Origin of the sequence: Rubrivivax rivuli, assembly GCF_004016505.1 — a bacterium.
Classification (GTDB): domain Bacteria; phylum Pseudomonadota; class Gammaproteobacteria; order Burkholderiales; family Burkholderiaceae_C; genus Rubrivivax; species Rubrivivax rivuli.
This window is the reverse complement of record NZ_SACR01000004.1, coordinates 84,599-98,149: the sequence shown is the minus strand read 5'-3', so window position 1 is coordinate 98,149 and position 13,551 is coordinate 84,599. Positions and strand designations below refer to the sequence as shown.

Sequence of the window (13,551 nt, the reverse complement as noted above, 5' to 3'; positions counted from 1 at the left end):
ATGGGGTGCCCGCTCTCCCTAACTGGGAGGAAATGCGTTGCGCCGGCGCCGCGCGCGGGGCAGCGGCCACAGGCACAGCGTGAGCACGAAGCCCGCGCGACGCGCGGCCCACAGCGTCGTCCGCCCAGGCCCGTTCACGGGGCGATGGGCAGGCGGCGAGCATCGCGCGGCCAGCCGGTTGCGCAGGGCGTCGAACGCCGCTTGCGGGGGTACGCGCCCACACGCGGCGTGAGCCGCCTTCAAGAAGCTTTCCGTGGCCGAGAAGAGCAGGAAGCGCCAGCCTGCGGCTTCGGCAGCGGGCCGGGCCCGCAGCCGCTGCTGCTGAAGCGACTTCTCGTCGAACACAGCGGCGCCTGGTGGAAACGACGGCCGCCTCGGTTCGAGGTCGATGCCCACGGCCCGGCACGCCGAGCCCCTCGCCACCACCACCATCGCGACGCCACCGCCATGCGTGATGCTGCCCTGCAAGCCCCGGGGCCAGCGCACGGCGCCGCGGTCGTCAGCGTGCAGCCTGGGTGCGCGCCCCAGCAGCGCCCGCAAGGCCCGGCGTGCGGCCAGCCGGCCGCCGGTGTGATCGGCTGCGCGTCTCTCGGCGGCGGCCGCGGTGCGCGGCAGCGGCACGCACCGGGCGCAGGCTTCGCGCAGCAGGCCTGCTGCCTTCAGCAGCCGGCGCGTGCTGCGGCGCAACTCGTGCAGCGGCACCGGGGCTTCGATGGGGAGCACTACAGTCTGCGCCCTCAGGTCGGGCGTGGGGCAGGTGTCATGGGGCAGCCGTTTCCTTTCGATGGCAGTGCGCTGGTCTTCGGTGGCTCTGAAGGCATGGGCCTGGCGGTGGCCCGGCGGCTGCGCGCGCGCGGCATGCCGGTGGGGCTGGTGGCGCGCCGCAGCGCGCCGTTGCAGGCCGCGCAGCAGCGGCTGCTGGCTGATATCCCCAGTCTTTCAACTCTAGCAGTGGCCCCAGCCGACGTGACGCGACCCGCCGAAGTCCAAGCGGCCGTTCAACTGCTGCTGCAGGCTGTCGGCCCGCCTTCGTTGGTGGTGAACTGCGCCGGCTACACGCAACCGGGCTACGTGGACGCGCTGGCGCCCGAGCAGTACGCCGCACAGTTGCATGTGCATGCGATGGGCATGCTGCACGTGGTGCAGGCCTGCCTGCCTGCGTTTCGCGCGCAAGGGCGGGGCCACTTCGTCGCCACGGCCTCTGTGCTGGGCCTGACGGGCATGTTCGGCTACAGCGCCTATGCCGCCAGCAAGTTCGCGATGGTGGGCCTGTGCCTGTCGCTGCGGGCCGAACTGCGGCGCGAGAACATCCGCGTGAGCCTGCTGTGCCCGCCGGCCGTGGACACGCCCGGCTTCGCGCAGGAGAACCGCATCAAGCCCGCGCAGGTGCTGGCGGTGGAGCGGCGGGGCGGCGTGATGTCGGCCGACGACGTGGCGCGGCGGCTGGAACGGGCGCTGCCTGGCAACCCGTTGTGGGTGCTGCCTTCGTGGTCGGCGCGCTGCGTGGGTCTGGGGCAGCGCATCGCGCCCGAATGGATGAACCGGATGCTCTCGCGCCCCCGGGACTGATCTGCACGGCACGCAGGTACGAGTTCGCACCCACGCAGCTTGCTGTCGATGCCGAGGATGAACAGCGCGAGCTCCGGCACCGGGTCCCTGTCCATGCCCATCGACGTCAAGCGCTTCGGCGCGCAAGGGCGCGCCTGCCTGGCGGGGCGCAGACCCTGGCCGCCATCGGCAACGGCGGGCAGTTCGAGGGCTACAGCATCGCGCGCAATGCCGGCCAGGCTGTCGCAGCGCAGGGGTGGGGCCCTTGGCGCATAGCCACTCGGCCCCGGGCCGCAGCCGCGCTCAGTTCAACTGCGTCACGAACTTGGTGTTGAGATAGCCGTCGAAGGTCTCCAGCCCACCTTCGCTGCCGTAGCCGCTGTCCTTGATGCCGCCGAACGGCGTCTCGGCCAGCGCCAGGCCCACGTGGTTGATGCTGACCATGCCGGCCTCCAGGCCCTCGCTCAGCATCCGCGCGTTTTTCGTGCCGCCGGTGAAGGCGTAGCTCGCCAGGCCGAAGGGCAGGCTGTTGGCGCGCTGCAGCACCTCTTCCACGGTCTTGAAGCGCACGATGCCGGCGATGGGGCCGAAGGGCTCTTCCGTCATCAGGCGGCTGTCTTCGGGCAGGTCGGCCAGCACCGTGGGCGCGAAGAAGTTGCCTTCGCCCGGCAGCGCGCTGCCGCCGGCCAGCACGGTGGCGCCGCGCTGGTGCGCGTCGTCGATGAAGCCGGCGATGGCCGCCACGCGGCGCGCCTGCGCCAGCGGGCCCATGCGGGTGTCCTTCAGCAGGCCGTCGCCGACCTTCACCTTCTCCAGCTTGGCGAGAAAGCGCGCGACGAAACGGTCGTAGGCGCCTTCCTGCACGTAGAAGCGCGTGGGGCTGATGCACACCTGCCCGGCGTTGCGGAACTTGAAGGGCACCAGCGTGTCGGCCGCGGCATCGATGTCGGCGTCGTCGCACACGATCACGGGCGCGTGGCCGCCCAGTTCCATGGTGCAGCGCTTCATCAGGCTGCCGGCCAGGCCGCCGAGCAGCTTGCCCACGGGCACGCTGCCGGTGAAGCTGATCTTGCGCACGATGGGGCTCTTGATGAGGAAATCGCTCACCTCGTGCGGCACGCCCCACACCACGTTCAGGCAGCCTGGGGGCAGGCCGGCGTCATGGAAGAGCTGCGCGATGGCCACCACGGCGCTCGGCGCATCTTCCGGGCCCTTGATGACGATGGTGCAGCCCGCGCCCAGGGCCGCAGTGATCTTGCGGATGGCCTGGTTGAAGGGGAAGTTCCAGGGGCTGAAGGCCGCGCACACGCCGATGGGCTCGCGCAGCACCGTCTGGCGCACGCCGTCTTGCCGCGCCGGGATCACGCGGCCGTAGATGCGGCGGCACTCTTCGGCGTGCCACTCGGCGTGTTCGGCGCAGAACACCACCTCGCCCACGGCCTCGGCCAGCGGCTTGCCCTGGTCGAGCGTGATGTTGCGGCCGATGTCCTGCGCGCGTTCACGCGCCAGCTCGGCCACCTTGCGCAGCACCTTGCTGCGCTCCAGGGGGCTGGTCTTCTTCCAGGTCAGAAAAGCGCGCTGCGCGGCGTTCAGCGCGTTCTGCAGGTCTTCGGTGCTGGCGTGCGGCAGCGTGCCGATGGTCTGGTTGGTGGCCGGGTTCAGCACGGGCTGGGTCTTGCGGCCTTCTGCGCCGAGGAACTGGCCGTCGATGTAGAGGCTGAGGGCGGGGTAGCTGGGGGTGGTCATGGAGATTCCTTCAAACGGAGCCTACACGCCCAGACAGCCCGCGAGTTGCGGGTCGTCGCGCAGCGTGGCGGCGCTGCCTTGTAGCACCACCTGGCCTTTCTGCAGCACCAGCGCGCGGTCAGCCTGGGCCAGCACCTTGCGGTAGTCGCGGTCGACGATGAGGGTGGCGATGCCGCTGCCGCGGATCTCGCCGATCACACGCCAGATCTCGGCCACGATCAAGGGCGCCAGGCCCTCGGTGGCTTCGTCCAGGATGATGAGCGTGGGGTGGGTCATCAGCGCACGGCCGATGGACAGCATCTGCTGTTCACCGCCCGAGAGCTGCGCGCCCAGGTTGTTCAGGCGTTCACCCAGGCGCGGGAAGGTCTGCAGCACACGCTGCAAGGTCCAGTCGTTCTGGCCTTGCGGGCCGGGGCGCGCGGCCATCACCAGGTTCTCGCGCACGGTGAGGTTGGGGAAGACGCCACGACCTTCGGGCACGTAGGCCACGCCGGCGCGCGCCACCTCGTGCGGGCGCGCGCTGCTGCGGTCGCGGCCGTCGATGTGGATGCGGCCCTCGCGCTGCGCCACATGGCCCAGCAGCGTGCGAATGAGCGTGCTCTTGCCCATGCCGTTGCGGCCCAGCAGGCCGAGCGTCTCACCGCGCTGGATGTGCAGGTCAATGCCATGCAGCACGTGGCTGCTGCCGTACCAGGCGTGCAGACCCTGGGCTTGCAGGAAGGGGGGGCTTGCCATCTCAGTGTCCCCCGCCTTCACCTTCACCCAGGTAAGCCGCCTGCACCGCCGGGCTGGCGCGCACGGCCTCGGGCGTGTCGCTGGCCAGCACGCTGCCGTTGACCATCACGGTGATGCGGTCGGCCACGCGGAAGACGGCGTCCATGTCGTGCTCCACCAGCAGGATGGCGTGGCCCTGGCGCAGTTCGGCCAGCAGCGCCAGCATGCGTTCGGTCTCTTCGGCGCCCATGCCAGCCAGGGGTTCGTCGAGCAGCAGCACCTGGGGGTCGGTGGCCAGGCACATCGCGATCTCCAGCTGGCGCTTCTGGCCGTGCGACAGGCTGTCGGCGCGGCTCTCCAGCATGTCGCTCAGGCCGGCTCGCGCGGCGGCGGCTTTGGCGGCCGCGTTGCTGGCCTCGCAGTGCTGCGCCGCGCTGAACAAGGCCCAGGGCTTCTGCACGCGCGCCTGTGCCGTGAGGCGGCAGTTCTCCAGCACCGTGAAGCTGGGGAAGATGGTGTTGCGCTGGTAGCTGCGGCCCAGGCCCGCGCGGGCACGGTGCGGCTGGCTCCAGCGCGTGACGTCCTGCCCCAGCAGTTCCACCGTGCCGCTGCTGGCCGGCAGCTCGCCCGAGAGCATGTTGATCAGCGTGCTCTTGCCCGCGCCGTTGGTGCCGATGACGGCGTGCACCTCGCCGCGTTTCAGTTCGATGGAGACACGGTCCACGGCCACCAGGCCGCCCCAGCGGCGGGTGAGTTCCTGGCCGCGCAGCAGCACCTCGCTCATGGCTGCACCTCCCGCGCCGGCCGCGCCTGGCGTTCACGTCGTTCGCGCCATTGCGCGGGCAAGCGGCCCAGGCTCATCAAGCCATTGGGCAGCAGGGCCACCGAGACGATGATGGTCAGGCCCAGCCCCAGGTGCCAGTGCTTGGCAAAGGCGCCGAACACCGCCTCGCTCTTGAAGAACTCCTGCAGCAGCGCAAACGCGAAGGCGCCCAGCAGCGCGCCGCGCAGGTGGCCCAGGCCGCCTAGGATGATCATCACCAGCACCGCGCCGCTCAGGTGCCAGCTGAGCAGTTCGGGGTTCACGAAGCCGTCCTTGATGGCGAAGAGGCTGCCCGCCAGGCCCGCGATGCCGCCTGAGATGGTGAAGGCCGCCAGCTTGTACGGGTAGGTGGAGAAGCCCGCGGCGCGCAGCCGCTGTTCGTTCACCTTGATGCCCAGCAGCGCACGGCCGAAGCGGCTGCGCAGCAGCAGCGCCAGGGCCGCAAAGGTGGCGCCCAGGCACAGCCAGATGAAGAAGTACAGCACCAGCGGTTGGCGCAATTCCAGCGCGGGCAGCAAGGCCGGCAGCAGGCTGGGTTTGTCGTCGAGGTAGATGCCGTCGGTGCCGCCGCCCAGCGGCGTGTCGTGCACCACGTAGTAGGCCATCTGCGCGAAGGCCAGCGTCACCATGATGAAGTACACGCCCTGCGTGCGCAGCGAGAGCGCGCCCACCAGCAGTGCGTAGCCCGCCGCCAGCGCGATGCACGCCGGCAGCAGCCACCACAGCGAGGCCGGCGCGCCGCTGGGCGTGAGCAGCACGGTGGCGTAGGCGCCGATGCCGAAGAAGGCCGCCTGCCCGAAACACACGAGGCCGGTGCCGCCCACCAGCAGTTCGAGGCTGAGCGCGAAGATGGCGTAGATCATGATCTTGGTGACCAGATCGACGGTGAAGCTGCCGCCGACGAAGGGCACCACCGCCAGCGCGGCAAAGGCCAGCGCGACGAAGAGGAACTTGCCTGCGTTCTGCGTCATAGCCGGGCCTCGCCGGGCCGCCCCAAGAGGCCCGAGCCCCCTTGGGGGGTAGCGAACAAAGTGAGCTTGGGGGTCATCGCTAGCCCGCCTTGAACAGGCCGTTGGGGCGCCACAGCAATATCAGCGCCATCAGCACGTAAACGAGCACCCCTGCGGCCTGCGGCAGCAGCACCTTGCCGAAGGTGTCCACCACGCCGATGAGCAGCGCCGCGGCCAGCGCGCCCTTGATGCTGCCGATGCCGCCGATCACCACCACCACGAAGCACACGATGAGCACGCTGTTGCCCATGCCCGGGTAGATGCTGCTCACCGGCGCGGCCACCATGCCCGCCAGCACCGCGATGGCCACGCCCGCAGCGAACACCACGCGGTAGAGGAACTGGATGTTCACGCCCAGGCTCTGCACCATCTCGCGCGGGCCGGGGCCGGTGCTGCCGGCGCGGATCATCATGCCCAGCCGCGTGCGCTTGAACACGAGGAACATGCCCAGGGCCAGCAGCAGGCACACACCGCTGACGAAGAGGCGGTAGACCGGGTAGGTCATGGTGTCGCCCAAGGCGATGCTGGCGTTCAGCAGCGGCGGGATGGGCACGCCGTGCACGTCGTCGCCCACGAGCAGGCTGCGCACTTCCTCGAACACGAGGATCAGGCCGTAGGTCATCAGCACCTGCTGCAGGTGTTCACGTTCGTAGAGGAAACTGAAGAACGCCCACTCCAGCACATAGCCCAGCAGCACCGCCAGCACCAGGCCCACGAGCAGCACGCTGAAGAAGCCCCCGCCGAAGGTGGCGGCCACCGGCGCGGCCAGCGCATAGGCCATGTAGGCGCCGATCATGTAAAAGCTGCCGTGCGCGAGGTTGATGACGCCCATGATCCCGAAGATCAGCGTCAGCCCGCTGGCCACCAGGAAGAGCAGCAGCCCGTACTGCAAGGCGTTCAGGCACTGGATGAGAAAGGTGGAAAGGTCCATGAAACCCCAAGGTTGAAGTGCCGCCCAGGGCGGTCACATGTTGCAGCCCTTGCCGGGGTCGGCCAAGCCCTTGACCGCGAGGCCGATGGACTTGTTCTCCTTGCCCACCACCTGGCGCAGGTAGACGTCCTGCACCGGGTCGTGGTTCCTGCCCAGCGTGAACTTGCCGCGCGGGCTGTCGATGGTGGCCTTGCGCACGGCGGCGGCAAAGGCGGCCTTGTCCTTGACGTCGCCCTGGGTGGCGGCCAGGCCGATTGCCAGGATCTGCGCGGCGTCGTAGCCCTGCACCGCGTACACGTCGGGCTGCAGCTTGTAGGTCTTGGCGTAGGCCAGGCGGAAGGCCTTGTCCTTCGGGTTGTCCAGGCCGTCGGCGTAGTGCAGCGTGGTCAGCAGGCCGGCGGCGGCGTCGCCCTGGGCTTCCAGCGTGCCGTCGGTCAGGAAGCCCGCGCCGTACAGCGGGATGCTCTTCTTCAGGCCGGCAGCGGCGTAGTCCTTGACGAACTTGACCGCGCCGCCGCCGGCGAAGAAGGTGTACACCGCGTCGGGCTTCAGCGCGGCAATCTCGGTCAGCAGCGCCTGGAACTCGACGTTGGGGAAAGGCAGGGTCAGTTCCTTCAGCACCTGGCCCTGGCCGCCCGTGGCCTTGGCAAAGCCTTCCTTGAAACCGGCCACGCTTTCATCACCCGCGGCGTACTTCCAGGTGATGGTGACGACCTTCTTGTGGCCCTTCTTGCCCATCACCTCGCCGGCTGCATAGCCGGGTTGCCAGTTGCTGAAGCTGCTGCGGTAGATGTTCTTGCCGCACATGGGGCCGGTGACGGCGCCGGCGCCGGCGTTGGGCACGATCAGCAGCGTGCCGCTTTCCCTGGCCACGCGCGCCATGGCCATGGCCACGCCGCTGTGCACGGTGCCGATGATGACGTCGACGTTGTCGCGCTTGACCAGCTTGTTGACGTTGTCGGTGGCCTTGGAGGGGTCGCTCTCGTCGTCGATCTTCACGTACTCGACCTCGCGGCCGCCGAGCTTGCCGCCCTGCTCGGCCACCTGCAGCTTGAAGCCGTTCTCGATGGCCGTGCCCAGCGAGGCAAAGGTACCCGTGGCGGGCAGCATCAGGCCGACCTTGAGCTTGGCGCCTTGAGCCTGCGCGGCCGAACCGGCCAGGGCGCTGCAGGCCACGGCCGCGGCCCATGCGGTGATCTTGAACAGGTTCATGGGGTGTCTCCGTGGGACCCGGGGGTCGAGAAAAAGGCCTTGGCGGCTTCGATCAGCGCAGCGGGCTGGTCGCGGTGCGGCGAATGGCCGCACTGCGCCAGTTCCAGCAAGCGTGTGTGCGGCACCCGGCGCTGGATGCCGCGTATCTGTTCCAGGGTGCCGTAGACGTCGTCCAGCCCCTGCACCGCCAGCAGCGGGCAGCGGATGGAGCCGATCTCGGCCTGGATGTCCCAGGCGCGGAAGGCCGGGTCCAGCCAGATGCCGTTCCAGCCCCAGAAGGCGGAGTCGGGGTCGTCGTGGTACTTCGCCAGGCCCGACTTCAGGCCGCCCTGTTCATAGGCGCTGCGTGCCTGCTCGATGCTGGCCACCGAGAGGTCTTCCACCAGGATGTGCGGCGCCAGGACGATGGCACGCGAGACCTGCGCGCCAAACCGTGCGGCATGCAGCAGGCTGATCGAGCCGCCGTCGCTGTGGCCGAACAGCGCATAGGGCTGCGTGATGTGCAGCGCCTGCAGCAGCGCCGGCAGCACCTCGAAGGCCTGGCGGTGCATGAAGTCCTGGAGCCAGCGCTCCTCAGGCGCGCGCGGCGTGCTGCGCCCGTAGCCGGGGCGCGAGTACACCAGCCCGCGCAGGCCGGCGGCCGCGCACAACTGCTGCGGAAAATCCTTCCACATCGCGAGCGAACCCAGGCCTTCGTGCAGGAACACGACGAGCGGCGCCCGTGCGTCGTCCACGCCCACGAAGGCGTGTTCGATGCGCACCGGGCGGCCGGCCCAGGCTATGCTGACGAAGGACGGGCTCAAGCGCGGCTTTCCAGCTCGCGCAGCTTGAAGCGCTGGATCTTGCCCGTGGCGGTCTTCGGCAACTCGGCCACGAAGGCGATCTGGCGCGGGTACTTGTAGGGTGCCAGCTTGTCCTTCACGAAGGCCTTCAGCTCGGCATCGGTGGCCTGCACGCCCGCCTTCAGCACCACGAAGGCCTTGGTCTTGGTCAAGCCTTCGGCGTCGGGCACGCCGATCACCGCGGCTTCCAGCACCGCCGGGTGCTGCACCAGCGTGGCCTCGACCTCGAAGGGGCTGACGTAGATGCCGCTGACCTTGAGCATGTCGTCGCTGCGGCCGCTGTAGGTGTAGGTGCCGTCGGCGTTCTTCACGTACTTGTCGCCGCTCTTGGTCCAGCCGCCCTGGAAGGTCTCGCGCGTCTTGGCGCGGTTGCCCCAGTACATCATGGCGGCGCTGGGGCCGCGGATGTACAGGTCACCGGGTTCGCCGTCGGGCACCGGGCCGCCTTCTTCGCTGCGCAGTTCGATGTCGTAGCCCGGCACCGGCCAGCCGGTGGTGCCGTAGCGCACCTGCGCAGGCGTGTTGGACAGGAAGATGTGCAGCATCTCGGTGGAGCCGATGCCGTCGACGATGGGCACGCCGTAGTGGCGCTGGAAGCGCTCGCCGATGTCGGCCGGCAGGGCCTCGCCGGCGCTGGAGGCCATGCGCAGGGCGAGCTCACTGCGCGCCGGCAGCGCGGGCGAGGCCAGCATGCCGGCAAAGCCGGTGGGGGCGCCGAAGAACACCGTGGGCTTCACACCACCGACCTCGCCGCGCCAGCGCTTGAAGGTGGCCTCGGGCGTGGGCCGCTCGGCCATCAGCACGGTGGTGGCGCCCACGCTCATCGGGAAGGTCAGGCCGTTGCCCAGGCCATAGGCGAAGAACAGCTTGGCGGCGCTGAAACAGACGTCGGCCTCGGTCAGGCCGAGCACGGCCTTGCCGTAGAGCTCGCAGGTCCAGTAGGGGTTGGCGTGCGAGTGCACGGTGCCCTTGGGGCGGCCGGTGGAGCCGCTGCTGTAGAGCCAGAAGCCGGGGTCGTCGGGGCTGGTGGCGGCGGCCTTCTGCAGCGGCGCCTGGGCCTGCAGGAAGGCCTCGAAGTCGACCTCGGACGGATGCAGCGGCGCCACCGGGCGCGACACGATCACCTTGCCGACCTCGTGGTCGCTCTTGGTGAGGGCCGCATTCAGCGCCGGCAGCAGCGCGCCCGAGACCAGCGCCGCCTGGGCGCGCGAGTGCTCCAGCATGTAGGCGTAGTCGTCGGCGGTGAGCAGCGTGTTCACGGCCACCGGCACCATGCCCGCGTACAGCGCGCCCAGGAAGGCCACGGGCCAGTCGTTGGTGTCCTGCATCAGCAGCAGCACCCGCTCTTCACGGCGCAGGCCCAACTGCCGCAGCGCAGCCGCCATGCGGCGCACACGCTCGTCCAGCTGGCCGTAACCGAGGGTGCCGAGGTCGTCGACGAAGGCGGCCTTCTCGGCGCGCAGCGCGTTCACGGCCAGCAGGTGCTGGGCGAAGTTGAAGACCTCGCCCGGCGGCTGGATGCCGGCAGGTGCGGTGGCGCTCAGGTTGGCAACAGGACTCATGGCATGTCTCCAGCAAGGCCGGCGCAGTGGGCTGCGCTCTGGCCGGGGTTTCAGGCGGGTGGGTTCAGGCTCGACAGCACCGCCGTGCTGGCCTGCACCGCGGCGCGGCGGTGGTAGAAGTTCAGCGCCTTCAGGCCGCCGAGTTCTTCGCCACCGCCAGCGCGGCCCGGGCCGCCGTGCAGCGACTGCGGCATCACGTTGCCGTGGCCGGTGTGCAGTGCCGCCACGTCGGGGCTGATGACGTGCACGCGGCCGTGGCTGCTGGCCAGCTCCAGCGCGGTGCGGCCCAGCGCACCCGGGTCGCTGCCGTACAGCGACGCCACCAGCGAGCCCTGCCCGCGGCGCACCAGCGCCAGCGCGTGGGCCGCGTCGCGGTAAGGCACCAGCGTGGCCACGGGGCCGAAGACCTCGGTGTCGTGCACCAGGCCGGCGCCGTCGGCGTCCTGCGTGCCCAGCAAGGTGGGGCCCACGCAGCAGGCCACGGCCGGGTCGGCGTCCACCAGCGCGTGCTTCGCGCCGTCGTGCAGCACGGTGGCCTGCGTCTGCAGCCGCGCCAGCCCTTCGCGCACGGCGTTCAGTTGCGCACGGCTGACCAGCGAGCCCATGCGCACGGTCTCGTTGCGCGGGTTGCCGACCGTGGTCTTGGCCAGCCGGGCGCCGATGGCTTCGGCGGCGTGCGCATACAGGCCCTGCGGCACGAAGACACGGCGGATGGCGGTGCATTTCTGGCCGCTCTTCACCGTCATCTCGCGCGCCACTTCCTTGGCCAGCAGCTCGAAGGCTTCGCTGCCGGGTGCTTCGCTTTCCAGCAGCAGAGCGCTGTTGATGCTGTCGGCCTCGATGTTGACGCGCACCGAGCGCTGCGCCACCGCCGGGTGGCTGCGGATCACCGCGGCCGTGTCGGCGCTGCCCGTGAAGCTGACCACGTCGAAGGGCTGCAGCTGGTCCATCAACCCGGCCGAACTGCCGCAGATGACGCTGAGCGCACCGGCTGGCAGCACGCCAGCCTTGACGACGTCCTGCACCATGCGCTGCGTCAGCCATGCGGTGGCCGTGGCCGGCTTCACGATCACCGGCACGCCGCTCAGCAGCGCGGGCGCGGCTTTCTCCCACAAGCCCCAGCTCGGGAAGTTGAAGGCGTTGATGAACAGCGCCACGCCCTGCGTGGGCACCAGCACGTGCTGGCTCTGGAACAGCGGGTCCTTGCCCAGGCGCGCGGGCTCGCCGTCCAGCAGGAAGCGGCGGTCACCCAGGCCCGCACCCAGCTTGGCGTAGGTGCCCAGCGTGAAGAGGCCGCCGTCCACGTCCACCGCGGTGTCGTTCTTGACGGTGCCGCTGTTGGCGGTGCTGATGGCGTCGTAGTCGTCGCGGTGCGCGTGCAGCACCTTGCCGATGTCGGCCAGCAGCTGCGCACGCTGCGCATAGCTCATCGCGCGCAAGGCGGCGCCGCCCTGTTCGCGGGCGAAGGCAAAGGCCGCCGCCAGGTCCAGCCCGGTGGCATCGACGCGGGCGAGTTCGGTGCCGAGCACCGGGTCGAAGAGCGGTGTGCCGGCACCGGTGCCGAGCTGCCAGCGGCCGGCGACGAAGTTGGAGAGCAGTTCGGTCATGGTGTCCTGGGTCGGCTTGAGCCGGGGGTGTGGGTGGGTCTAGCGTGTGAACACGATCTCGCCGGCCGGCAACAGGTACAGCACCAGCGCGCGGCCTTGGCTGACGGTGGGCCGGTGGGCACTGCCGGGGCCGTAGACCACCCAGCCGGCCGGGCGGCCGTCGAACAGCGCCCCGCCGTCCATCGGCATGACCAGATCGATCTCGCCCTGGGGGTGGCTGTGGTGCGGGCCGGCGATGTCGACCATGTCCACCACGTCCACCGAGAAGCCGTGCAGGTCGGCCGCCGGCTTGAAGATGCGGCCGTACTTGATGCCGCCGCCCTCGCGGTTGCACAACCAGCCCTCGGCCACGCCAGCGCGGCAGGCGGATTCGATGGCGGCGTAGGTGGCCGTGCCGGGCCCGGCCTGCGTGTTGAGCCAGGTGTCCAGAGCGTCGTCCAAGGGGCGGCCCGACAACTGCGCCGTCAAAGGGGCCAGGGCTTGATGCAGATCAGCTGGTGTCATGGCAGTGGCGCTTGCGCTGGTGGGCTTGATGCACTATTGTGCGTGTCAGCACGATAGAACCTCAGCGAACGCATGTCAAGCACTATATTGCATACACCTGGGTTAACCCCAGCCGATGAAGGCAAGCCGGCGGGCGGCGCCGAGGAAGAGAAGAACCCGTTCCTGGTGGCGCTGGGCGATCGCGTGCGCGCCCTGCGCGCCCGCCGCGGCATGACGCGCAAGGCCACCGCCCTGGCCGCCGACGTGAGCGAGCGCCACCTGGCCAACCTGGAATACGGCATCGGCAATGCCAGCATCCTGGTGCTGCTGCAGGTGGCCGCGGCGCTGCAGTGCAGCCTGGCCGAGCTGCTGGGCGACGTCACCACGAGCAGCCCCGAGTGGCTGCTGATCCGCGAACTGCTGGAGCGCCGCGACGAGGACACGCTGCGCCGCGTGCGCGTGGCCGTGGGCGAGCTGCTGGGCACCGGTGGCGCCAGCGCAGAGCGCGGCGCGGGGCGCAGCACGCGCGTGGCGCTGGTGGGCCTGCGCGGCGCCGGCAAGACCACGCTGGGCCAGATGCTGGCCGACGACCTGGGCTACCCCTTCGTGGAGCTCAGCCGCGAGATCGAGAAGTTCGCCGGCTGCAGCATCAGCGAGATCCAGGGCCTGTACGGCCAGAACGCCTACCGCCGCTACGAACGCCGCGCGCTGGAAGAGGCGATCCAGATCTACCCCGAGGCCGTGATCGCCACGCCGGGGGGCATCGTCAGCGACGCCGCCACCTTCAACCAGTTGCTGAGCCACTGCACCACGGTGTGGCTGCAGGCCGAACCCGAAGACCACATGAAGCGGGTCACCGCCCAGGGCGACCTGCGGCCCATGGCCGCCAGCCGCGAGGCGATGGAGGACCTGAAGGGCATCCTGGCCGGGCGCGCCGCCTTCTATTCGAAGGCGGACTTCCGGCTGGACACCAGCGCGCAGCCGCTGGAGCCCACCTTTGCGGCGCTGCGCTCCCTGGTGCGGCAGGCCCTCCAGTTGGCGCCCTGACAAAGCGATCCCCAGCACCGGCAAGA

The 13,551-nt window shown here is 70.0% G+C and carries 13 protein-coding genes; 2 read left to right on the top strand and 11 right to left on the bottom strand.

Annotated features, from left to right (window positions below):
- Positions 1–18: 18 nt before the first annotated feature.
- On the bottom strand, positions 19–702 hold the full coding sequence (locus EOE66_RS21805; protein WP_164885091.1) for a hypothetical protein: 684 nt from the start codon (positions 700–702) through the stop codon (positions 19–21).
- A 60-nt stretch (positions 703–762) separates the two neighbouring features.
- Here EOE66_RS21805 and EOE66_RS21800 point away from each other — a divergent pair, with 60 nt between their 5' ends.
- Positions 763–1,569, top strand: coding sequence for an SDR family NAD(P)-dependent oxidoreductase (locus EOE66_RS21800; RefSeq protein ID WP_164885090.1), 807 nt, complete (start codon positions 763–765; stop codon positions 1,567–1,569).
- A 282-nt stretch (positions 1,570–1,851) separates the two neighbouring features.
- Here EOE66_RS21800 and EOE66_RS12810 read toward each other — a convergent pair whose 3' ends face one another.
- The 10 genes from EOE66_RS12810 to EOE66_RS12765 all read right to left on the bottom strand — a co-directional run bounded on the left by EOE66_RS12810 (position 1,852) and on the right by EOE66_RS12765 (position 12,499).
- The gene (locus tag EOE66_RS12810; RefSeq protein ID WP_128229102.1) at positions 1,852–3,294 is read right to left on the bottom strand and encodes an NAD-dependent succinate-semialdehyde dehydrogenase; all 1,443 of its coding nucleotides are present in this window, start codon (positions 3,292–3,294) and stop codon (positions 1,852–1,854) included.
- A 21-nt stretch (positions 3,295–3,315) separates the two neighbouring features.
- Complete coding sequence (locus EOE66_RS12805) at positions 3,316–4,029, bottom strand: ABC transporter ATP-binding protein (protein WP_128229101.1); 714 nt, start codon at positions 4,027–4,029, stop codon at positions 3,316–3,318.
- 1 nt (position 4,030) lies between these two features.
- Positions 4,031–4,792, bottom strand: coding sequence for an ABC transporter ATP-binding protein (locus EOE66_RS12800; RefSeq protein WP_128229100.1), 762 nt, complete (start codon positions 4,790–4,792; stop codon positions 4,031–4,033).
- Complete coding sequence (locus EOE66_RS12795) at positions 4,789–5,802, bottom strand: branched-chain amino acid ABC transporter permease (protein ID WP_128229099.1); 1,014 nt, start codon at positions 5,800–5,802, stop codon at positions 4,789–4,791. Before EOE66_RS12795 ends, EOE66_RS12800 begins: the two co-directional genes overlap by 4 nt.
- Before the next feature lie 79 nt (positions 5,803–5,881).
- Entirely contained in the window at positions 5,882–6,772 is an 891-nt protein-coding gene (locus EOE66_RS12790; RefSeq protein ID WP_128229098.1) for a branched-chain amino acid ABC transporter permease, read from the bottom strand.
- Between the two features lie 33 nt (positions 6,773–6,805).
- Positions 6,806–7,984, bottom strand: a complete 1,179-nt coding sequence (locus EOE66_RS12785; protein ID WP_128229097.1) for an ABC transporter substrate-binding protein — start codon at positions 7,982–7,984, stop codon at positions 6,806–6,808.
- The gene (locus EOE66_RS12780) at positions 7,981–8,787 is read right to left on the bottom strand and encodes an alpha/beta fold hydrolase (RefSeq protein ID WP_128229096.1); all 807 of its coding nucleotides are present in this window, start codon (positions 8,785–8,787) and stop codon (positions 7,981–7,983) included. Before EOE66_RS12780 ends, EOE66_RS12785 begins: the two co-directional genes overlap by 4 nt.
- A complete protein-coding gene (locus EOE66_RS12775; RefSeq protein ID WP_128229095.1) occupies positions 8,784–10,388 on the bottom strand; it encodes a benzoate-CoA ligase family protein in 1,605 nt (534 codons plus the stop codon). Before EOE66_RS12775 ends, EOE66_RS12780 begins: the two co-directional genes overlap by 4 nt.
- Before the next feature lie 50 nt (positions 10,389–10,438).
- On the bottom strand, positions 10,439–11,995 hold the full coding sequence (locus EOE66_RS12770; protein ID WP_128229094.1) for a 3,4-dehydroadipyl-CoA semialdehyde dehydrogenase: 1,557 nt from the start codon (positions 11,993–11,995) through the stop codon (positions 10,439–10,441).
- 39 nt (positions 11,996–12,034) lie between these two features.
- Positions 12,035–12,499, bottom strand: a complete 465-nt coding sequence (locus EOE66_RS12765; protein WP_128229093.1) for a DUF4863 family protein — start codon at positions 12,497–12,499, stop codon at positions 12,035–12,037.
- 72 nt (positions 12,500–12,571) lie between these two features.
- Here EOE66_RS12765 and EOE66_RS12760 point away from each other — a divergent pair, with 72 nt between their 5' ends.
- Positions 12,572–13,525, top strand: a complete 954-nt coding sequence (locus EOE66_RS12760) for a helix-turn-helix transcriptional regulator (protein ID WP_128229092.1) — start codon at positions 12,572–12,574, stop codon at positions 13,523–13,525.
- The last annotated feature ends 26 nt before the right edge of the window (positions 13,526–13,551 follow it).

Excerpts from the sequence above, each read along its gene's own strand:
- EOE66_RS21800 (WP_164885090.1), top strand. The coding sequence starts at position 763 with ATGGGGCAGCCGTTTCCTTTCGATGGCAGTGCGCTGGTCTTCGGTGGC.
- EOE66_RS12810 (WP_128229102.1), bottom strand. The coding sequence starts at position 3,294 with ATGACCACCCCCAGCTACCCCGCCCTCAGCCTCTACATCGACGGCCAG.
- EOE66_RS12805 (WP_128229101.1), bottom strand. The coding sequence starts at position 4,029 with ATGGCAAGCCCCCCCTTCCTGCAAGCCCAGGGTCTGCACGCCTGGTAC.
- EOE66_RS12800 (WP_128229100.1), bottom strand. The coding sequence starts at position 4,792 with ATGAGCGAGGTGCTGCTGCGCGGCCAGGAACTCACCCGCCGCTGGGGC.
- EOE66_RS12795 (WP_128229099.1), bottom strand. The coding sequence starts at position 5,802 with ATGACGCAGAACGCAGGCAAGTTCCTCTTCGTCGCGCTGGCCTTTGCC.
- EOE66_RS12790 (WP_128229098.1), bottom strand. The coding sequence starts at position 6,772 with ATGGACCTTTCCACCTTTCTCATCCAGTGCCTGAACGCCTTGCAGTAC.
- EOE66_RS12785 (WP_128229097.1), bottom strand. The coding sequence starts at position 7,984 with ATGAACCTGTTCAAGATCACCGCATGGGCCGCGGCCGTGGCCTGCAGC.
- EOE66_RS12775 (WP_128229095.1), bottom strand. The coding sequence starts at position 10,388 with ATGAGTCCTGTTGCCAACCTGAGCGCCACCGCACCTGCCGGCATCCAG.
- EOE66_RS12770 (WP_128229094.1), bottom strand. The coding sequence starts at position 11,995 with ATGACCGAACTGCTCTCCAACTTCGTCGCCGGCCGCTGGCAGCTCGGC.
- EOE66_RS12765 (WP_128229093.1), bottom strand. The coding sequence starts at position 12,499 with ATGACACCAGCTGATCTGCATCAAGCCCTGGCCCCTTTGACGGCGCAG.
- EOE66_RS12760 (WP_128229092.1), top strand. The coding sequence starts at position 12,572 with ATGTCAAGCACTATATTGCATACACCTGGGTTAACCCCAGCCGATGAA.